The sequence below is a fragment of the Tritonibacter multivorans genome (assembly GCF_001458415.1).
Lineage (GTDB): Bacteria > Pseudomonadota > Alphaproteobacteria > Rhodobacterales > Rhodobacteraceae > Epibacterium > Epibacterium multivorans.
On record NZ_CYSD01000015.1, the window covers coordinates 94,250 to 113,413 of the forward strand.

Consider the following 19,164-nt stretch of genomic DNA (forward strand, 5'->3'; position numbering starts at 1 on the left):
CTGCGCAAATGTGTGTGTGGCAGGCAGCCCCCCGCCCGGACCGCGACCCGGGCGGGGGATTTCAGCTTTTGGGCCGTTTGGGACGGAACGGGTGGAAGAACTGTTTCACATAGCCCTTGGGCATGTCTTCCCCTGCGACCCCATACGCCTCGGGCCAGCGTTGGTCGGGCATGTGGTAGGTGCCAAACAGCCAGTCATAGATTGGGAAATGCGAGGCGAAATTGATATCGATCGCCTCGCGTTCTGAACCGTGGTGCCAGTGGTGGAACCGTGGCGTGACGAAAAACCGCTCCAGCGCACCAAAGCGCCAGCCGATATTGGAGTGGATAAAGGCGGAGTAGAAATAGACAATCACCAGATAGGTCTCGACCGCGGTGGGGCTGAACCCCAGCGTCAGCATCGGCAGCGCTGTCAGACCGCGCAGGATGGCGATTTCGAAGAAATGCATGCGGGCGCCGGCGATCCAGTCCAGATGTTCGACCGAATGGTGGATCGAATGGAACCGCCACAGGAAGGGCACTTTGTGAAAGGCATAGTGGACCCAGTACTGGATGAAATCTGTCGCCATCATGATCAGCACCACCTGTACCACCAGCGGCAGATCGAAAATATGATGGCGGATCTGGCTCAGATCAAAGGTGTTATTGACGGCTGTGGTTGGCGCAAAGGTCAGATAGTTCAGCACCTGCACCATCAAAGAAGAAACCGCGAAGTAAAAGAAGTCCTCGCGCCAGTCCTGTCGCAATACGGTCTGTTCGCCGCGATGGGGAAACATGCGTTCCAGTGGCAAAAACAGCAGGCCAACGGTCAGGATCTTCAGGACAAAGAAATCGAGCCCAAAGTAGATGCCCGCATCCCCCGCCGCCGCACCAGAGGGCGGGCCGTACAAGAGCGCCGCGACAACACAGAGGAAGAACCCCGTCACCGCCAAGGTGGTGCGCCGCGACAGCAGCAGGGACAGAAAACTCAGCCCATAGCCCAGCACCAGCATTGCATGCACAAGACTGCGGATCGGAACAGAACCCACAAGCTCTGCCAGATCGGGCGAGGACAGCGTGCCGGGGAACCGCATGACCAGGACAGAGGCCACACAGAGCAAGCCGATCAAGACAGACAGCGCTCCGCTGAGCCAGCCGCTGCCAAGCGGGCGATCCGCGCGCGGCTTTTCCAGCTCTGAAAAAATGGATTTCATCAAACGCATGTGGTCCCCCATAAATCTGTCTTAACCTAAGGGGGAGGCGCGGCGTGAAAAGGTCCGGTAATCCCGCCTCGGGTGGCGGGCTTACCAAGGTGCAGCCTATTGATTAAGAAGACCAAGTTACAGTTGCATCGCCCGCGGTCATTGCGCCTTTGGCGCGGTCAAAACGCAGGTAGGCAATGGCTTTGTCCCCGGATTGGGTGAATAGGGTGCCCACGGTTTTACCATCTGCAGTGATGTCACTGCCCACGGGCGCTGTGCCAGAGATGGTGACCTGCACGAGGCCTTTTTTCAGCTCTGTCTTGTGTTTCATCCGGGCGGTAACTTCCTGGCCGACATAGCAGCCTTTGCGGAAGTCGACGCCGTTCAGACGTTCAAAACCCGCTTCCAGAAGATAGCTGTCGCCGGTCAATTCGATCCCGGTTTCGGGGATGACCTGCGCCACGCGAATGGCGTCCCAATCGCTGCCGTCGTCGCCCGAGGTCGAACCGTACAGGCGCCAGCCCAGATCCGCGTGGCGCGGGTCAGCAAAGGCCCCATCGGGGGCCGGGCCGGTGCCGCGCTGGACGTGGCCTTCCGTGGCCTCGATCGTCACGTTGGCCCGCAGGCGATACATGTTCAGGCGTTTCAGCAATCCGTCGGCCAGATCCTCGGCCACGTCCAACAGCACCACCTGCGTGCCGTCTGCACCGTCCGGCTGAGGGACAAGGAAAAAGTCCGCAAGATATTTTCCCTGCGGCGTCAGGATTGCGGCGTAGACCAGCCCGTGATCCAGTTTCTTCACGTCATTGCTGACAAGCCCCTGCAGAAAACTGCGGGCGTCCGGCCCGGTCAGGCGCAGGATGCGGCGTGCGGCGCTGGGCTGAGAAGCAGTCTGTGACATGATCGTCTCCTGATCGACGGAAGGGCAGGTCGGTCTGCCAGAGAAAAGATGTGCCCGACTTGCAGGTTATGCGCAAGCCGTTTTGCGCCGTCTCTACCCCAGAATGCGTTGCTTCAATCGTTGCAGCCAGCCGCCGGCAATCGGGGCTTCCCTTGGGTCTCGGCTGCGGGTCTGGGCCTTTAGGCCCGCGGTATCGACGACCTCTTTGCCGTTTTCAAACTGCAAGCGGTAGAGATCGGCATAGATGCCGCCGCGTTCCAGCAGGTCCTCGTGACGGCCCTCGTCCATCACTTCGCCGCGTTCCATCACAATGATTTTGTCGGCATTTCGAATGGTCGCCAGACGGTGCGCGATCACCAGTGTTGTGCGCCCTTTGGACAGGCGCTCCAGTGCCTCTTGGATGACGTGTTCCGATTGCGCATCAAGGGCTGATGTGGCCTCGTCCAACAAAAGGATCGGCGTGTCACGCAGCAGGGCGCGGGCGATCACCACCCGTTGACGCTGGCCACCGGACAAAGCAGAGCCACGCGGCCCGACAGGTGTCTCCAGACCCTGGGGCAGTTTCGACAGAAAGTCGGTGACATGGGCCGCGTCCAGCACCTCTTTCAGCCGCTCTTCGCTGACATCCGTGCGCCCCAGCGTGATGTTTTCACGCAGCGTTTCATCAAAGAGCAGGGCATCCTGCGTCACCACCGAGAACAGACCGCGCAGATCGGTCAGATCCACGTCAGAGACCGGGACACCGGCAATGGTGACCGCGCCAGCCTGCGGATCGACAAGGCGGGTCAGAAGGTTGAAAACGGTCGATTTCCCGGCGCCGGAAGCACCCACCAGCGCGGTTGTCTTGCCCGCTTCGGCAACAATGGACAGCTGTTGCAGGACCTTGGCGTCGCCATAGGACAGGTCAACCTTGTCCAGACGCACCTCGGGCAGGCCTTTGGGCGCAGCGACCGGCGCCTCGGGCGAGACCAGCTCAATCGGGGCTTCCATCAGTTCCTTGATACGTTCCAGCGCGGCAGCGGCGGCCTGCCAGACCCCCATGATCCCCGCCAGTCGGCGCATCGGGTCGAAGGCCAGGCCAATCGCGGTGAAGAAGCTCATGAACTGGCCGACGGTTTTTTCGCCAGAGATGATCTCTTGGCCGCCAAACAGGATGACCCCCATAACACCCACACCGGCCATAATATCGACCAGTCCAGACGCCGAGGCGGTGCCGAACGAGGCCCGCACCTGTGCCCGGACAAAGGATTTGGTCGAGGTGACGTAGCGGTTTTCCTGATACTGCTCGAGCGCATTGAGCTTGATCGGCACAATGCCGTGGAAAATCTCGTCCAGACGGGTGGCTTGCACAGCGCCAAGATCGCGTGCTTGGCTGGCTTTCTTGCGCACGTAGCGCTGCATGATCGACAGGGGCAGCACTAGAAGGGGCACGCCGACCAGCATAATCAGCGTCCAGCGCCAATCGACGCTGACGGCCACGGCCAGAACTGCAATCAGCTGGGTGATGTCCCGGCCGGTGCCGGTGATCAGTGCTTTCCAGACCTGGTTGATGGCGCTGACATCTGTCTGGATCCGCTGGATCAGATAACCCGGCGGATGAACCTGATGAAAGCTGGCGTCCTGATGGATCAGACGGGCCAGCATGTCAGTGCGCAAATGCGCCTCGGAGCGCTGACCAATGATCGACAGCAGCACTTTCTGCGACACGCTGGAAATCGCACGGAAACAGAAGATGCCTAAAAAGGCGAGGCTGACCCAGACCAGTGCATTTTGGTTTCCTGCAACAAACACAAGATCAAACATCGGCTGCATCATGTAGCTGATACCGCCCACAGTCGCGCCCTCGAGCAGCATGAACAGGACGGCAATGGCCAATAGGCCCATGTGCTGGTGCAGATATCCACGCCAGAGCCAGCCCAACAATTCGCGGGAGGACATGGGGGTGCTGCTCATATGATGGTTCCTTTGGGTCTGGCCCCGGTTGCATTATGCATCTGCAGGCTGGCCGGTCGCATTGGCCTAAGGTTTGCGCCATTTAAGCAGCTCTGCGGTCAGGTTCAAGCCGCTGGACGGTTTCCTGTATGGATACAAATACTTCTGATTGACCTGCCACACGCTCTGGTTACGTTGCGACGCAACCGCCTTGCGGGATTTCACATAAGAAAAAGGATCACGGCCATGGGCTCGACCGATCTGCGTGCCGCTGGGCGCGCCTACCTTGCCATTCCCGGACCCTCGGTGATGCCGGATGCGGTGCTGCAGGCCATGCACCGCCCGTCGCCGAACATTTATGGCGGAGAACTGAAGGACCTGACCGAAAGCGTGATCCCGGACCTCGCCCGCGTCGCGCGCACGCGACACAATGTGGCGATCTATATTGCCAACGGCCATGGCGCTTGGGAGGCAGCTTTGTCCAATACGCTGACGCCGGGGGATCGGGTGCTGGTGCCTGCCTCTGGTGCTTTTGCCCATGGTTGGGCTGAAATGGCGTCGGGTTTGGGGCTCGAGGCTACGGTGTTGGATTTTGGCCTGCACGCCCCATTTGACATGGCCCGTGTGGCCGAAGCACTGGCCGCCGACACAGACCACAGCATTAAGGCGGTGCTGGGTGTGCATGTGGATACCTCGACCTCGATCCGAAATGACATTGCCGCGCTGCGCGCCTGTCTGGACGAAGTCGGCCACCCGGCGCTGTTGATGGCGGATTGCATTGCCTCGCTGGGGTGTGACCGCTTCGAGATGGACGACTGGGGCGTCGATGTCATGGTCACGGCCTGCCAGAAGGGGCTGATGGTTCCGGCAGGGGTGTCGTTTGTGTTCTTCAACGATAAGGCTGCGGCGGCGCGCAAAGCGTTGCCACGGGTAAGCCGCTATTGGGACTGGGCGCCGCGGGCAGAGCCAGAGGTGTTTTATCAGTACTTTGGCGGCACCGCGCCAACACAGCATATGTTTGGTCTGCGCGCGGCGCTGGATCTGATCCACGGCGAAGGCATGGAGCAGGTCTGGACGCGCCATGCGCGTCTGGCCCGGGCGATCTGGGCGGCCTGTGAACGCTGGGGCGATGTCGAAGGGGAGGGCCTGCGTCTGAACGTGCTGGATCCGAACCTGCGTTCCCATGCTGTCACGGCGCTGTCTTTACCTTCTCCCAACGGGACGGAACTGCGCAGCTGGCTGGAGGAGACACTGGGACTGACACTGGGCATCAGCCTTGGCATGGCGCCGTCAGATAGCCCCGAATGGCATGGGCATTTCCGTCTGGGACACATGGGCCATGTCAACGGCCATATGATTCTGGGTCTTCTGGGGGGGATCGAGGCAGGCCTGCAGGCGTTGTCCATTCCGCACGGAGGCGGCGCCTTGGCCGCAGCGGCCGAGGTTGTGGCGGGCAAGGCGGGGTAAGCCCCTGCCGTCCCGCAACGGTCTTTAGTCGAGCGCGTAAGCCGCGCGCAGTTGGCGCACCTCAAGGCGGTTGATCATATGGTTGATGACAACCGCCAGCACCAGCACCGGCACCGGGCCGGACAACAGCCAGATCGCAAAGAAGATCCAAGGCAGGTTCACAGCCAGAAAGCTGAGCGCGGTGCGCAGCATTTCAGTTGTGTCGAGACCTTCGAATTCCTTCATAAACGGGTCTTTCATGGTCACCTCCTGCGGCAGCTTCAGGCATTGTCTGCCTTCAGACTTAGCGTGAAGAGGGTAAATCGCGAGTAAACTCTTTTGGCTTTTCGCGCTTGCCTTACGCATAGGAGGGATCCGTGGCTATGCTTTGCGCGCCGCCGCAAGTGCGTCGGGCAGGGCGGCCTCGAAGGCGGAAAGCTCTGGCTCGGGGCCGCAGCTGATCCGAATGCAGCGGTCCTGCGGGGCAACAAATGGCATCCGCACAAAGATATCGCGGGCCAGAAGTTCAGCCAGGACGCGGCGGGCAAAACCTCCATCAGCGCCACAATCTATGGTCACAAAATTGGTGGCTGACGGCAGTGCCATCAGGTCATTGGCGCCTGCAATCTCGCCAATCCGGGCGCGGGCTGCGCGGATCTGATCTTGCACATGCCGCAGCCAGTCCTGATCCGCCAGAGCTGCCAAAGCCCCGGCCTGCGCAATCCGGTTGACGCCAAAATGGTTGCGCACCCGATGAAACGCGGCGATCAGATTGGCCTGTCCCAGCACATAGCCTATGCGCGCGCCGGCCAACCCATAGGCCTTTGAAAAGGTCCGGAACCGCAGCACGCGGGGGTCGTCAATGGCAAGATCTGCTGCCGTGCCTGTCGGCGCGCATTCCAGATAGGCCTCGTCCAGAACCAGAAGCGCCCCCTCTGGCAGGGCCTCCAAGGCACGCACGATCCGCGCGCCGGTGTGCCAGCTGCCCATCGGGTTGTCGGGATTGGCCAGATAGACCAGCTTTGCGCCAACCTCTGCCGCGCGGGTCATCAGGGCATCCGGGTTCTCATGGTCGCCGTCATACGGCACCTGATGGATCTCACCGCCATAACCTGTCACATGATAGCTGAAGGTGGGATAAGCCCCGGCGGAGGTCACGACCGCGTCGCCGGGTTCGATAAACAGGCGCACGGTGTCGCCAAGCAGCCCGTCAATGCCTTCCCCAATCAGAACGTTCTCCATTGCAACGCCATGATGGGCGGCAAGGGCCGCGCGCAGGTCATAGGATTCCGGATCCCCATATTTCCATGCCTCAGCCGCCGCAGCAGCCATGGCCGCAATCGCGCGTGGCGACGGGCCAAACCCATTTTCATTGGCTCCCAGCCTGGCGGCAAAGGGTGCGCCGCGATGGCGTTCCTGAGTTTCTGGTCCGACAAAGGGAACGGTGGCAGGCAGGCTTTGGGCCAGTTTGGTCAGGCGCGGGTCGGTGTGGGGGAGGGGCTTGGGATTTGTCATGGCGCTTTGGTAGCGCGAGCCCATACTGTCCCGCAAGCGGTCTGTCGCCGCAGGACTGCCGCGCCGTCACGCTGGCAATGCAGCGACGGCAAGGGCAATCTGAGACCGTCAATTTCAGGAGGCCCCCATGGCTGATACGCCCCGCGTTACCGTCGAATACCGCGATCACGTTGCCCATGTCACGCTCAGCCGTGGCGACAAGATGAATGCGCTGGACCCGGCAATGGTCGAAGGGCTCTTGGCTGCGGGCAAAGAGGTTGCGGAGTCGGATGCGCGCGTGGTGGTGCTGGCGGGCGAAGGGAAAAGCTTCTGCGCGGGCCTTGATATTATGGCGTTCATGGCAAGCGGCAAATTGAACAACGCCGGTGAGTGGTTGATGGAGCGCCCCCATGAGGACGCCAATGACATGCAGGAAATCGCACTGGTCTGGCGCCGAATTGAGGTCCCGGTGATCGCGGCCCTTCAGGGTGCGGTCTATGGTGGCGGCTTGCAGATCGCGCTGGGCGCAGACATCCGCATTGCAGCGCCTGACGCCAAATTCGCGGTGATGGAGATGAAATGGGGCATCATCCCCGACATGGGCGGCATGGTTCTGCTGCCGCAGCTGGTGCGGTCGGATGTGCTGCGTCTGTTGACCTATACCGCGACGCCGATCGCTGCGGCGCAGGCGGAAAGCTGGGGGCTGGTGACCGAAATCACCGAGGACCCGCTGGCGCGGGCGCAGGCGCTCGCGACCGAGATCGCAGCAAAAGGCCCCAATGCCATCCGCGCGGCCAAGCGTCTGATTGAGTTCGCAGAAAGCGGCGCCGCGCGGGGCGAAGTCCTGCTGCGCGAAAGCGCCGAACAAGTGGAGCTGCTGGGCAAAGCAGAGCAGATGGAAGTGGTCGCAGCCCAAATGCAGAAACGCGCGCCTGTGTTCAAATAAATACGGCCTGTCCCCCACGGCAGCTCAGGCTGTTTTGGGGGATGGGTGAGCCTGCTGATAGTAATTCTACTCATTTGTTTTTTCGACATTTTCTGTGACGTCTTCGGAGGCTGTTAACCTCTGTCCCCCATGCTTTGCGCGTGTTCGTAGCAATTTTGGGAGTGCCCGCCTGTGTCTCAGGAAATCAATGATCTATTGGCCAAATTCAAATTGGATGGGGGCGCACGCAAGGATCTGATTGCGGCCGGAAAACTGGCTGCGCCGCTGCTGCCCGAGGTGCTGGAGCATTTTTACGCTGCGGTGACCGAAGTGCCGGAAATGGTCGCCTTTTTTGAAAACCCCGCGATGATCGCGCGCGCCAAGGCCGCGCAGCAAAAGCACTGGGAAAACCTGCTGTCTGGGCGGTTTGACGCGGAGTACTTTGCATCTGCTGCCAAAATTGGCCGGATCCATCCAAGAATCGGACTGCCGTTTTTCTTCTTTCTGTCGGGCTATGCGCTTGCCACCTCTGAGGTTCAACGCTTGCTGGTCCAGAAGCATGGCCGTTTTGGCGGGCAAAAGGCGCTGGCCACAAAGCTCAGCGTGCTGACGCGGGCGTTTGCGATGGATACGCATCTGATCCTTGATGCGCATTTCGAGGCAGAACAGGACGAACAGAACCGTGCGTTTGCCCATTTGTCCGAAGGCATTGACCGGCTGGCCCAGCGGGATCTGTCGACCCTGATCCCGGATCACAACAGCAGCGATTTCCCGGAAAAATTCGACGCCGTTCGCCAGAGCTTTAACAACGCGCAGCTGTCCCTGCGCAAAGTGGTGGCTGGTATTCAGGACAGTTCAGACAAGCTGACCGGCATCGCCAATGAAGTATCGCTCGCTGCCGATGACCTGTCGCATCGCACCGAAACTCAGGCAGCAACGTTGGAAGAAACCGCCGCCGCAGTGGAGGAGATCACCGCCAGCATTCGCTCAGCGAGTGAAGCGACCTCTGCCACCAGTCACACGGTGAGCCAAGCGCGCGATCAAGCAGACGAGGGCAGCGGTGTCGTTCAGACAGCCGTCCAGAAAATGTCCGAGATCGAGGAATATTCGCAAAAGATTGCGGAAATCATTGGCGTGATCGACGATATTTCGTTTCAGACCAATCTGCTCGCGCTGAATGCGGGTGTAGAGGCAGCGCGGGCTGGCGAAAGCGGGCGTGGCTTTGCGGTTGTCGCATCAGAAGTCCGCGCTTTGGCGCAGCGCACGGCTGACTCTGCACAGGAAATCAAAGGGCTGATTGGGGTCAGCACCACGCATGTGGATGAAGGCGTGCAGCTGGTCGGATCGACCGGTGACGTGCTCGCCAGTATTGTGAAAAACATTCAGCAGGCCAGCGCCCTGACTGAAGAGGTCGCACAATCGGCGGCCCAGCAGGCGACCGGTTTTGAAGAGATCAACATTGGTGTCTCGCAGCTGGATGGGGTGACCCAGCAAAACGCTGCTATGGTCGAACAAACGACGGCAGCGCTGCATACAATGAAAAAAGACGTGGCCACCCTGGCTGAACTGGCGCAGAGCTTCCGGGTTGGGGGCGGGCAGGATACCGTTGCGCATGTCGCCAGCCCTGCGCAGCCCACACGCGCCGCCAGCTAAAGTGAAAGGGGCCACAGAGGCCCCTTTTTACAGTCTCAATTCCAAGCCTGCGATTACAGCGAGGCTTGGTAGATCTTGTCGATATTGGACCCCAGCGCCGCATTGTAGTCGCTGTCGGTCATGGAAACATTCAGACCTTCGGTCAGCGCGCGGCTGAACGACGCGATCATTTTACCGTTTTTGGACAGGCGCTCGCAGGCGTCATCGGTGGTATAGCCGCCAGACAGGGCCACAACACGAACAACAGCCGGGTGATCGGCCAGGTCGTCATAGATGCCAGCCTCGGTCGGGATGGTCAGCTTCAGCGCCACATCGGTGCCCTCAGGCAGGGCGTTCAGCTGTTCGAGGATCTCGGCTTTCAGCATCGCTTCGGCCTCGGATTTGGTGGCAGAGTTGATGTCGACCTCGGGCTCAATGATCGGCACCAGACCAGCGGCTGCGATCTGTTTGCCGACTTCGAACTGCTGGGCGACGATGGCCTTGATGCCGGCGGCATTGGCTTCTTTTACGACCGAACGCATCTTGGTGCCAAAGATGCCTTTTTCATTGGCACGCGCCAGCAGCGCGTCAAGCTCCGGCATCGGTTTCATCAGCTGCACGCCATCCGCGTCGGCTTCCAGACCTTTGTCGACCTTCAGGAAGGGGACAACGCCACATTTTTCCCACAGGTATTGTGCGGTAGGCGTGCCTTCGATTTCGCCGTCCATGGTTTTTTCAAACAGGATGGCGCCAAGGATCTTGTCTGAACCGAAGCTGGGCGAGGTGATGATGCGGGTGCGCATCTTGTGGATCTCGCCGAACATCTCGTCATCGCCGGAATAGGCATCTTCCATCACACCATAAAGACGCAGCGCCTTGGGGGTGGAGCCACCGGACTGGTCCAGCGCGGCAATGAAGCCCGCGCCTTTGGAAATACGATCAAATTGTTCCTGCTGAATGCTCATGTCTGGGTGACCTCCTTGGGAAACGCCTTGCACATCGCGCCAGTGGCGCTTCAATTCACTGCCTTCTATACTGCCATGCTCACGCCAAACAACAAGCAGTTTCAATTGCTTGCGCTAACACATGTTCGGTTTGGCAACTTAATGAGCTTCTTTGGCAGAATTGTTGCAACGCACGCGCTTATTGAAGTTTTCTTGCGCAGGCCATGTGGGCGCATCAGCCCATGAGGAACCGGCCCAGTGCCTTGGCCGGCGACAGTGGTTCCTGCGTCTGCGCGGCCAGCCGAACCCGTTCAAAGACCACCAGCAAAGTCATGTCATTAAACGAAATCGACCAGTAGCGCGGGGCCTGTCCCGCCCAGCGGGTGATTTTGTCGCTGCCAGTGATTTCGGTAAAGGCCCAGGCAGAAACGGGAAAAGGGGCCTCGGACAATTCATCGACATTCAGCGGGTCGGCTTTGAATTCCAACACATCCGAGAACTGCAGGATCGCCAGACCACCGCCGGATAAGGGCGCGACTTTGTAGGAAATCAACAGGTTCGACCCATCGAAGAAGACCGCAGGATCTGCTTCGGTTTCAATCATGGGAAGCTCTTCGCGGGGCTCAGAGCCGGTTAAACCCGGTGTCGTCATGCGTGTCTGTCTCCTGCAGGCCTTCTGGCCGTCCGACGATAGACTCGCCTTATATGAAAGAACCGCTGAAAAATGGTGAATCCTGCCACTGGCGCCAAAAGAGCAATCAAAAAAAGGCGCCCCGATAGGAGCGCCTTTTGAAATCGTTCTGCAGACCGGCTTAGACCAGACGCGATGCCTCTTTGGCGGCGCGCACGAAGTCTTTGAACAGCGGGTGCGGATCAAAGGGTTTGGATTTCAGTTCCGGGTGGAACTGGACGCCGATGAACCAGGGGTGGTCTTTCCACTCCACGATCTCGGGCAGGCGGCCGTCAGGGGACATGCCGGTGAACTGCAGGCCACAGGCCTCCAGTTGTTCGCGGTACTTGATGTCCACCTCATAGCGGTGACGGTGACGTTCTTCGATGGTGGTCGCCCCATAGGCGTCGGCCACGCGAGAGCCTTCGGTCAGCGCTGCATCATAGGCACCCAGACGCATGGTGCCGCCTTTGTCGTCGGTGGCTTTGCGGGTGACCTTGTGGTTGCCCTGCACCCATTCTTTCAGGTGGTAAACCACGGGCTCAAAGCGCTTGCCGCCGGCTTCGTGGTCGAACTCTTCCGAGCCCGCGGCCTCGATGCCTGCTTTGTTGCGGGCCGCTTCGATCACAGCCATTTGCATACCAAGGCAGATGCCAAGGTAGGGGACATTGTTCTCGCGGGCGTATTGCGCCGCCTTGATCTTGCCCTCTGTGCCGCGTTCGCCAAAGCCGCCGGGGACGAGGATCGCATGGAAGCCCTGCAGATGCGGGGCGGCGTCGTCCTTGTCGAACAGCTCTGCATCGACCCATTCGATGCGGACCTTCACGCGGTTGGCCATGCCACCGTGAGTCAGGGCTTCGGCAATGGATTTATACGCATCTTCCAGCTGGGTGTATTTGCCCACGATGGCGACTTTGACTTCGCCTTCGGGGTTATAGATGCGGTCTGCCACGTCTTCCCAACGGGCCAGATTCGGGCGCGGGGCAGGGGTGATACCAAAGGCATCCAGAACCGCCTGATCCAGACCTTCGCGGTGATACGCGAGCGGTGCTTCGTAGATGGATTTCAGATCCTGTGCGGCAATCACGCTGTCGGGGCGCACATTACAGAACAGCGCCAGCTTTTCGCGTTCTTTCTTCGGGATCGGGCCTTCCGAACGGCAGACCAGAATGTCAGGCGCCAGACCGATAGAGCGCAGTTCCTTGACAGAGTGCTGGGTTGGCTTGGTTTTCAGCTCTCCGCTTGCCTTGATGTAAGGCAGCAGGGTCAGGTGCATAAACAGGCATTCGCCGCGCGGCTTGTCCTGTGCGAACTGACGGATCGCTTCAAAGAAGGGCAGGCCTTCGATGTCGCCCACGGTGCCGCCGATCTCACACAGCATGAAGTCGACTTCGTCTTCACCAATGGAGATAAAGTCTTTGATCTCATTGGTGACATGCGGGATCACCTGAATGGTTTTGCCCAGGTAGTCACCGCGACGTTCTTTTTCCAGAACGTTGGTGTAGATCCGGCCGGACGAGATCGAGTCGGTCTTGCGGGCCGGCACGCCGGTAAAGCGCTCGTAGTGGCCGAGGTCCAGGTCGGTCTCTGCGCCGTCGTCGGTCACAAACACTTCGCCGTGCTCAAACGGCGACATGGTGCCCGGATCGACGTTCAGATAGGGGTCCAGTTTGCGCAGACGCACGGAATAGCCCCGTGCCTGCAGCAAAGCGCCCAGAGCGGCAGAGGCGAGGCCTTTGCCCAAAGACGATACAACGCCGCCAGTGATAAAGATGAAACGCGCCATGTTCGGCTGCCCCCGTGAGATCGTGTCAGGTCTTGTTTCGGTTAGATTTGGTCCATCCACCGCTTGGATTACCAAGCGAATTCAAGGCCGATTTCTGCCCGGCGGTTTCATGCAAAAAACCGCAGCATCACGGGACTTTATATATATAGGATTCGCACAGAATGCGCAAGAGAACCGCAAGATGCTGTTACGGTTCTCTTTCCAGTCGCTAAGTTTGGTATTTTAGTCGGCGCTTGGCACCAGCGGTGCGTTGTCGCCTTCGGCGGGCGGCAGAAGGTCGCTGCCCACAGGAGCCGTCGGCAGCACCGGATCGTTCGACGCAGGCGCCAGCTCAATGCGGTCCGCCACAGAGGAGCCCGCAGATTTCTGTGCGGCCAGAACGGTCAGCGTGATCGAGGTCAGGATAAAGGCACCCGCCAGCATCCATGTCAGGCGCGTCAGCGCGGTCGCTGCAGAGCGGCCAGAAACGGCACCACCGCCGCCACCGCCACCCATGCCGAGGCCCCCACCTTCGGAGCGCTGCAGAAGAACCACGGCAATCAGACCCAGAGCAAGGAGGAGGTGAATGATCAGGACAACGTTTTCCATGGAACCCTTCGGCATTGGCAGACTATCGGGCGGTATGTATTGAAGATCGCTGCGCGGGGCAAGGGGGTATTGTGTGCCTTCTGCCCTGTGGTCTGCGAGATCCGTCTCTGAGCCCTGATCACCTGCAGTTTCGGCGCAGATTCGCCCGCCATCCGCCATCGCAAATATTTATCTGGAGCTTACCTTTGGTCACTTGGTAAAAAAGCGTCGCGGGTGGATTGCCCGCAAAATAACTTTGAAAAACAACAAAATAACTTTGAAAAACAAACAGTTTTAGCAATTCGGAGTGAACCGATGAAAACCGTGAACACATTTGTCGCCGCAGCCTGTGCGGTCTTGGTGTCGGGCGCAGCTTTTGCGGATGAAATTAGCAAGGACGCGGTGATCGCCGCGCAAAAAGTCTGGGGCGAAGGCATTGTTGCCATCGCGACGGCCCATAAAGAGGGCGGTGATTACCAAGATCTGGCAAAGCAGCACATCGAAAACCTCTATGCCTATGACAAGGCGCAGGTGATGTTTAAGCCAACACTGGCTGCAGAGACACCGTTCCGAAGCGATTTTGATGGTGCCCTGAGCTATTTCATTGGCACCGACGGCAGCGAAGACAAAGGTTTTGCCATCAAGGGCTGGACCAACGTTCGCTGGGAAAACAATGGTGTCTACACCAGCGATGACACCGCGATGGCAATGGGCCATTACTTCTTCACGGGGCCGGATGGCACGGAAACCAAGGTGGAATATTCCTTTGGCTATATTCTGGATGATGACGGGGAACTGAAAATCAACCTGCATCATTCCTCGCTGCCTTACGCACCGCAGTAAGGTCGCGATGGAGAGAGGGAGAGAGGGAGCTTTGCGGCTCCTTCTTTGCTTTTGCGCTTAGCGCAACTGCATGTGAATGTGGTCATCATGTCGCGCGGCGCGACACCCTTGAAAGCGGATCTTTGGGTGGTTCAGATTCAGGCGGTCTTTCAGGTGTGGTTCCAGAAGGATCTTTCCCACTCGCGAATCCGCAGCAAGCGCCTCGATCAGCTTTGCTGTGCGGGCCTCATCAATTTCCCAACTGGGCCAATAGGGTTGCAGCCAGCCCAAATCCCAACGCAGCGTGGGCCATTGGGCCCGGCAATCCGTGGGGCCATCTTCAAAGGCAAAGAAACCTATGGGTGATTTGGTGCGCCCTGGCAGATAGCCGCCTTTTCCATCTCGGTAGTAAAACGCCAGATCGGCCTTCTTACCATCGTCGTGCGACAGATGCGGCAACAAAGGGAAGCCGTCGAGAAAAGGCAGGTTGCCATCCAGCATCAGTGTTTCGGTCCCCGGATAAGCGGCGTCCACAGCAGCGGCGGCATCTTCTAGGACGTCGGCGAGTTCGGGACGCACATAGGTGCGGTTGGAAAGGCAATAGAACCAGCTTTGGACCTGCAGAGGGCTGTCTGATACGCAACTGACCGCCATGCGACCGCCCAAAGGAGCAGCCCAAAGGCTGGCGAATGACAAGGCGGCATATAGCGCAACAAATCCCAGAAACTTACGCCGCAACAATCTGGACAGCAGCCACGCGAGACCGCCCACCTGGGTGAGCGCGGTCAGAAGAACCACAATAAGGATATGAAAGGCAGGCTTTGAAATGGATTTGAACATGGCGCAACGCTGTCGTGAGGTGTCGCGAAGGTCAAGTCTTTGTCAAGTTGCACAGAATGTAACCGTTCTGCGACGAATTAGTGGTTCCCTCCCGGCCATCCCCCCGCTATAGGGGGTCACGGTTTCAACACGCATATGGATAGGACCGTACCATGGCCAACGTCGTCGTTGTGGGCGCCCAGTGGGGCGATGAAGGAAAAGGCAAGATCGTTGACTGGCTCAGCGAACGTGCCGATGTAATCGCCCGGTTCCAAGGTGGCCATAATGCAGGCCATACCCTCGTCATCGACGGCAAAGTCTACAAGCTGCACGCGCTGCCCTCTGGCGTTGTGCGCGGTGGCAAGCTGTCTGTCATCGGCAATGGCGTGGTTCTGGACCCCTGGCACCTGATGAACGAAATCGAGACCGTCCGCGCGCAGGGCGTCGAGATCACCCCCGAAACGCTGATGATTGCGGAAAACACGCCGCTGATCATGCCGTTCCACGGTGAGCTGGACCGCGCCCGCGAAGAGGCGGCCTCCAAGGGCACCAAGATTGGCACAACCGGTCGCGGCATTGGCCCGGCATACGAGGACAAAGTGGGCCGCCGTGCGATCCGCGTGGCGGACCTCGCCGACGAAGCAACGCTCGAGGCCCGCGTTGACCGCGCCCTGCAGCACCACGACCCGCTGCGCAAAGGTCTGGGTGTCGAACCCATCGACCGCGACGCGCTGGTCGAAAAACTGAAAGAGATCGCCAAACAGATCCTGCCGTTTGCAGCACCTGTCTGGAAGGTGATGAACGAGAAGCGCAAAGCCGGCAAACGCATCCTGTTTGAAGGTGCACAAGGCGCGCTTCTGGACATCGACTTTGGCACCTATCCCTTTGTGACCTCGTCCAATGTGATCGCGGGTCAGGCAGCCACCGGCGTTGGCATTGGCCCGAACTCCATCGACTATGTGCTGGGCATCGTAAAAGCCTATACCACCCGCGTCGGCGAAGGCCCGTTCCCGTCCGAACTGCTGAAAGAAGACGGCACCCCGGATGCAGATGGCGAGCGCCTCGGCACCCGTGGTCACGAGTTTGGCACCACCACCGGCCGTCAGCGGCGCTGTGGCTGGTTTGATGCCTGTCTTGTGCGCCAGACCTGCGCAACCTCTGGCATCAACGGCATTTCCTTCACCAAACTGGACGTTCTGGACGGGTTTGAAACCCTGAAGATCTGCGTGGGCTATGATCTGGACGGCGAGCGTCTGGACTATCTCCCGACCGCCGCCGACCAGCAGGCGCGCTGCAAGCCGATCTACGAAGAAATGCCCGGCTGGAGCGAAAGCACCGAAGGCGCGCGCAGCTGGAATGATCTGCCCGCAAATGCGATTAAATACGTCAAACGCGTGGAAGAGCTGATCGACTGCCCGGTGGCGCTGCTGTCCACCAGCCCCGAGCGCGACGACACCATCCTTGTCACTGACCCCTTCGCTGACTGATGGCGAAGGGCAAGCCAAACACCCCGCGTAAGGGGATGAGCTACCGCGCCCGGAGGTTCTGGGCGTTGGTGCTCTTGCTGGTTGGGATGCCGCTTTATATTGCCTTGGCCGTCACGGTGATGAACCTGATGGGCCGCCCGCATATCTTGATAGAGCTGGCGGTTTACATTGTGCTGGGCGTGGCGTGGATTTTGCCCTTTAAATTTGTCTTCCGGGGTGTCGGCAAAGAAGACCCGGACGCGATTGGCGACGATCACCCGCGCTAGGGCTTTGGGGCGCCCATTGCCACATAAAATGGACAGTCCGGGCAATGGACGGGCCGGGGTTCTGGTGCCGTCCAGATCTTGGAGCACAAGAACAACACCTGCCGCGTTTTTGCCCGGCAGGTGTTTGAATTTTATCGGTATTTCTTGAGGGAATAGGCAAGCGCGGGGGGGCCGAAACCCCGAAACAGGAAAAATCGAAAGATACCCTTTGGTTTTCTGTCTTCAGACCTATGTAAGCCGTGGCGTTTCAGAGTTTCTTTAGGCCAGAGTTTCTTTAGGAATGTATTCCTGTGCCTTTGATGCATTGAAAGAGGAATGAGAGTGCCCAAAGCAATTGTTCTCGGAGGGTATGGTTTAATTGGGCGTGCCTGTCTGCGCGCCCTGTCCCGGTCAGGTTTTGACGTTTCGGGGATCGGGCGATCAAGGCGCTCCGCACATGCGGTTGGCCTCTCTGTCGAATGGATAATCCGCGACATACCCACCCTTACAGTCGAAGACTGGCGGACGATACTGGATGGTGTCGATGTGGTTGTGAATGCATCAGGCGCGCTTCAGGACGGGGCAAGAGACGACCTTGAAGCGATCCATGTGACGGCCATAGCGCGCCTTGTGGAGGCTGCCGCCGCATTGCCGGTTCGGATCGTTCAGATTTCCGCAGCGGGTGTTTCTGAAACGGCCTCAACCGCCTTCTTTCGAACGAAGGCACAAGGGGACAAGATCCTGTCGTCAGGCGCGCAGGATTGGGTCATCCTGCGTCCTACGCTTGTCGTGTCTCAAGACGCCTATGGGGGGACGGCCCTTCTGCGTGCGGCCGCGTCTCTGCCATTGATCCAGCCGCGTGTTCTGCAAGAGGCGCAGATCCAGACCGTTTATGTTGAGGATGTGGCCGCTGCGGTCGTCGAATCTGCCCAAGGGCGAATTCGCTCTGGGACCATTGCAGATATCACCGAACATGACGTCCACGACTTTCCGGATCTGCTTGCGAAAATGCGCAAATGGCAGGGGTGGGCGGCGCCAGTTGCTTGTCCACCTATTCCAGCAGCGCTTGTATTGGCCACAGGAAAGATTGCCGATGCGTTGGGGTACCTTGGGTGGCGTTCGCCCCTAAGAACCACGGCCCTTACGGCGCTTGCAGATGGTATTCGCGGCGACCCAAACACCTGGCAAAGCGCCGGGGGCAGCGCCTGCCGATCGCTCGATGAGACGCTGGCTCTGTTGCCTGCGACGCGTCAAGAGCGGCTCTTTGGCCGCGCATATATTGCTCTTCCTCTTGCGATTGGAACGCTGGCTCTCTTCTGGCTCCTATCCGGATTGATAACCCTCATTGACCCGGCACGTGCGATGTCCGTTCTGACGGAACGCTCTGTGTCCTCATGGCTGATCGCCCCAACTGTTTTTGGCGGCGCTGTGGCAGATATTCTCTTGGGCTTTGGGATTTTATGGCGGCCTTGGACCAGGCATGCCGCACTTGGAATGCTCGCCCTGTCGAGTCTCTATCTCATTGGTAGCCTCTTTGCCGCTCCTGACCTGTGGGCAGATCCGCTTGGGCCGATGGTCAAAGTGTTGCCGGGTATGACACTTTCGGCCGTGGTTTGGTTGTTGGTGGAAGAACGATGACCTACGAAATCTGGCTCTTCTTGCATGTGATTGGTGCGACCGTTTTATTGGGAACCGGGGCAGGCATTGCCTTTTTTATGGTGGTTTCCAATCTCAGCAACGACCCCAAACTCATCGCCCATGTCGCCGGTATTGTTGTGATCGCGGACACGGTATTCACGGCCTCTGCTGCGATTGTCCAACCGATAACGGGCTACATCTTGGCCCGCGAAGTTGGTTGGCCGCTGTTTGAAGGCTGGGTCGCGCTGTCGCTTGCGCTCTATGTCTTTGTGGGCGTGTTTTGGTTGCCGGTTGTCTGGATGCAAATTCAGATGCGCAATCTGGCCCGCACAGCTCAGGAGGCTGGAACGCCCCTCCCGGCGAGGTACCATAGACTATATCGCTGGTGGTTTGCCTGTGGGTTCCCTGCTTTTGGGGCTGTGATGGCCATTGTTTGGTTGATGCTGACGAAACCGACGTTTTAAATTGGACCTGATATATTTCAGCGGGGTCCATTCGATATCGCTAAACCCGGAATGCCCCACGGGTTCTCCCGCCTGTCCTTTTTTGCATTGAAATGCAAACCGGCCAGTTGGGTATGGCACGGCGCGCGCCCCCAAAGGGNGCGCGCCNTGCCNGGCGCTTTTGGGGGAGCCCCAAACGAAAACCCTCTCCATCGGNTNAGATGAAAGAAAAA

18 protein-coding genes are annotated in these 19,164 nt (G+C 59.1%); 8 read left to right on the top strand and 10 right to left on the bottom strand.

What is annotated here, in order from left to right; translation table 11 throughout:
* Positions 1 to 61: 61 nt before the first annotated feature.
* The 3 genes from TRM7557_RS05560 to TRM7557_RS05570 form a co-directional block, all read right to left on the bottom strand.
* Entirely contained in the window at positions 62 to 1,201 is a 1,140-nt protein-coding gene (locus tag TRM7557_RS05560; protein ID WP_235811404.1) for a sterol desaturase family protein, read from the bottom strand.
* A gap of 103 nt (positions 1,202 to 1,304) precedes the next feature.
* Complete coding sequence (gene ygfZ, locus TRM7557_RS05565) at positions 1,305 to 2,081, bottom strand: CAF17-like 4Fe-4S cluster assembly/insertion protein YgfZ (RefSeq protein ID WP_058289228.1); 777 nt, start codon at positions 2,079 to 2,081, stop codon at positions 1,305 to 1,307.
* Positions 2,082 to 2,174: 93 nt separating this feature from the next.
* Positions 2,175 to 4,034: an ABC transporter ATP-binding protein gene (locus TRM7557_RS05570; RefSeq protein ID WP_235811405.1), complete on the bottom strand. Its 1,860-nt coding sequence runs from the start codon at positions 4,032 to 4,034 to the stop codon at positions 2,175 to 2,177.
* Between the two features lie 225 nt (positions 4,035 to 4,259).
* On the opposite strand from TRM7557_RS05570, the gene TRM7557_RS05575 reads away from it, so the two are divergent.
* Positions 4,260 to 5,480, top strand: coding sequence for a pyridoxal-phosphate-dependent aminotransferase family protein (locus TRM7557_RS05575; RefSeq protein ID WP_058289229.1), 1,221 nt, complete (start codon positions 4,260 to 4,262; stop codon positions 5,478 to 5,480).
* A 24-nt stretch (positions 5,481 to 5,504) separates the two neighbouring features.
* Here the strand turns inward: TRM7557_RS05575 and TRM7557_RS05580 are convergent, their stop codons facing one another.
* Entirely contained in the window at positions 5,505 to 5,720 is a 216-nt protein-coding gene (locus TRM7557_RS05580) for a hypothetical protein (protein ID WP_235811406.1), read from the bottom strand.
* 120 nt (positions 5,721 to 5,840) lie between these two features.
* Positions 5,841 to 6,974 (bottom strand): pyridoxal phosphate-dependent aminotransferase, encoded by a 1,134-nt coding sequence (locus TRM7557_RS05585; protein WP_058289259.1) that lies wholly within the window; start codon positions 6,972 to 6,974, stop codon positions 5,841 to 5,843.
* A 127-nt stretch (positions 6,975 to 7,101) separates the two neighbouring features.
* On the opposite strand from TRM7557_RS05585, the gene TRM7557_RS05590 reads away from it, so the two are divergent.
* Together TRM7557_RS05590 and TRM7557_RS05595 are read left to right on the top strand one after the other, a co-directional pair.
* Positions 7,102 to 7,899, top strand: a complete 798-nt coding sequence (locus TRM7557_RS05590; protein WP_058289230.1) for a crotonase/enoyl-CoA hydratase family protein — start codon at positions 7,102 to 7,104, stop codon at positions 7,897 to 7,899.
* Positions 7,900 to 8,070: 171 nt separating this feature from the next.
* On the top strand, positions 8,071 to 9,531 hold the full coding sequence (locus tag TRM7557_RS05595; protein ID WP_058289231.1) for a globin-coupled sensor protein: 1,461 nt from the start codon (positions 8,071 to 8,073) through the stop codon (positions 9,529 to 9,531).
* A 53-nt stretch (positions 9,532 to 9,584) separates the two neighbouring features.
* On the opposite strand, the gene TRM7557_RS05600 is transcribed toward TRM7557_RS05595, so the two are convergent.
* The 4 genes from TRM7557_RS05600 to secG all read right to left on the bottom strand — a co-directional run bounded on the left by TRM7557_RS05600 (position 9,585) and on the right by secG (position 13,498).
* The gene (locus TRM7557_RS05600) at positions 9,585 to 10,475 is read right to left on the bottom strand and encodes a fructose bisphosphate aldolase (protein ID WP_058289232.1); all 891 of its coding nucleotides are present in this window, start codon (positions 10,473 to 10,475) and stop codon (positions 9,585 to 9,587) included.
* 214 nt (positions 10,476 to 10,689) lie between these two features.
* Positions 10,690 to 11,106 (bottom strand): hypothetical protein, encoded by a 417-nt coding sequence (locus TRM7557_RS05605; RefSeq protein ID WP_235811407.1) that lies wholly within the window; start codon positions 11,104 to 11,106, stop codon positions 10,690 to 10,692.
* 160 nt (positions 11,107 to 11,266) lie between these two features.
* The gene (locus tag TRM7557_RS05610; RefSeq protein ID WP_058289234.1) at positions 11,267 to 12,910 is read right to left on the bottom strand and encodes a CTP synthase; all 1,644 of its coding nucleotides are present in this window, start codon (positions 12,908 to 12,910) and stop codon (positions 11,267 to 11,269) included.
* Positions 12,911 to 13,132: 222 nt separating this feature from the next.
* Entirely contained in the window at positions 13,133 to 13,498 is a 366-nt protein-coding gene (gene secG / locus TRM7557_RS05620; RefSeq protein ID WP_058289236.1) for a preprotein translocase subunit SecG, read from the bottom strand.
* A 294-nt stretch (positions 13,499 to 13,792) separates the two neighbouring features.
* On the opposite strand from secG, the gene TRM7557_RS05625 reads away from it, so the two are divergent.
* Positions 13,793 to 14,320, top strand: a complete 528-nt coding sequence (locus tag TRM7557_RS05625; protein ID WP_058289237.1) for a hypothetical protein — start codon at positions 13,793 to 13,795, stop codon at positions 14,318 to 14,320.
* Between the two features lie 57 nt (positions 14,321 to 14,377).
* On the opposite strand, the gene TRM7557_RS05630 is transcribed toward TRM7557_RS05625, so the two are convergent.
* The gene (locus TRM7557_RS05630; protein ID WP_058289238.1) at positions 14,378 to 15,139 is read right to left on the bottom strand and encodes a hypothetical protein; all 762 of its coding nucleotides are present in this window, start codon (positions 15,137 to 15,139) and stop codon (positions 14,378 to 14,380) included.
* Positions 15,140 to 15,291: 152 nt separating this feature from the next.
* Between TRM7557_RS05630 and TRM7557_RS05635 the strand changes: the two genes are divergently transcribed.
* From TRM7557_RS05635 to TRM7557_RS05650, 4 genes are all read left to right on the top strand, one after another.
* A complete protein-coding gene (locus tag TRM7557_RS05635; RefSeq protein WP_058289239.1) occupies positions 15,292 to 16,605 on the top strand; it encodes an adenylosuccinate synthase in 1,314 nt (437 codons plus the stop codon).
* 35 nt (positions 16,606 to 16,640) lie between these two features.
* On the top strand, positions 16,641 to 16,871 hold the full coding sequence (locus TRM7557_RS05640) for a DUF2842 domain-containing protein (RefSeq protein ID WP_082626515.1): 231 nt from the start codon (positions 16,641 to 16,643) through the stop codon (positions 16,869 to 16,871).
* A 315-nt stretch (positions 16,872 to 17,186) separates the two neighbouring features.
* Entirely contained in the window at positions 17,187 to 18,488 is a 1,302-nt protein-coding gene (locus tag TRM7557_RS05645; protein WP_058289241.1) for an SDR family oxidoreductase, read from the top strand.
* Entirely contained in the window at positions 18,485 to 18,952 is a 468-nt protein-coding gene (locus tag TRM7557_RS05650) for a DUF2269 family protein (RefSeq protein WP_058289242.1), read from the top strand. The genes TRM7557_RS05645 and TRM7557_RS05650 overlap by 4 nt, the downstream gene beginning before the upstream one ends.
* The last annotated feature ends 212 nt before the right edge of the window (positions 18,953 to 19,164 follow it).

Coding starts and splice junctions, on each gene's coding strand:
- TRM7557_RS05585 (WP_058289259.1), bottom strand. CDS start 6,974: ATGACAAATCCCAAGCCCCTCCCCCACACCGACCCGCGCCTGACCAAA.
- TRM7557_RS05640 (WP_082626515.1), top strand. CDS start 16,641: ATGAGCTACCGCGCCCGGAGGTTCTGGGCGTTGGTGCTCTTGCTGGTT.
- TRM7557_RS05645 (WP_058289241.1), top strand. CDS start 17,187: ATGAGAGTGCCCAAAGCAATTGTTCTCGGAGGGTATGGTTTAATTGGG.
- TRM7557_RS05610 (WP_058289234.1), bottom strand. CDS start 12,910: ATGGCGCGTTTCATCTTTATCACTGGCGGCGTTGTATCGTCTTTGGGC.
- TRM7557_RS05560 (WP_235811404.1), bottom strand. CDS start 1,201: ATGCGTTTGATGAAATCCATTTTTTCAGAGCTGGAAAAGCCGCGCGCG.
- TRM7557_RS05600 (WP_058289232.1), bottom strand. CDS start 10,475: ATGAGCATTCAGCAGGAACAATTTGATCGTATTTCCAAAGGCGCGGGC.
- TRM7557_RS05630 (WP_058289238.1), bottom strand. CDS start 15,139: ATGTTCAAATCCATTTCAAAGCCTGCCTTTCATATCCTTATTGTGGTT.
- TRM7557_RS05605 (WP_235811407.1), bottom strand. CDS start 11,106: ATGACGACACCGGGTTTAACCGGCTCTGAGCCCCGCGAAGAGCTTCCC.
- TRM7557_RS05650 (WP_058289242.1), top strand. CDS start 18,485: ATGACCTACGAAATCTGGCTCTTCTTGCATGTGATTGGTGCGACCGTT.
- TRM7557_RS05625 (WP_058289237.1), top strand. CDS start 13,793: ATGAAAACCGTGAACACATTTGTCGCCGCAGCCTGTGCGGTCTTGGTG.
- secG (WP_058289236.1), bottom strand. CDS start 13,498: ATGGAAAACGTTGTCCTGATCATTCACCTCCTCCTTGCTCTGGGTCTG.
- TRM7557_RS05635 (WP_058289239.1), top strand. CDS start 15,292: ATGGCCAACGTCGTCGTTGTGGGCGCCCAGTGGGGCGATGAAGGAAAA.
- TRM7557_RS05580 (WP_235811406.1), bottom strand. CDS start 5,720: ATGAAAGACCCGTTTATGAAGGAATTCGAAGGTCTCGACACAACTGAA.
- TRM7557_RS05590 (WP_058289230.1), top strand. CDS start 7,102: ATGGCTGATACGCCCCGCGTTACCGTCGAATACCGCGATCACGTTGCC.
- ygfZ (WP_058289228.1), bottom strand. CDS start 2,081: ATGTCACAGACTGCTTCTCAGCCCAGCGCCGCACGCCGCATCCTGCGC.
- TRM7557_RS05570 (WP_235811405.1), bottom strand. CDS start 4,034: ATGAGCAGCACCCCCATGTCCTCCCGCGAATTGTTGGGCTGGCTCTGG.
- TRM7557_RS05575 (WP_058289229.1), top strand. CDS start 4,260: ATGGGCTCGACCGATCTGCGTGCCGCTGGGCGCGCCTACCTTGCCATT.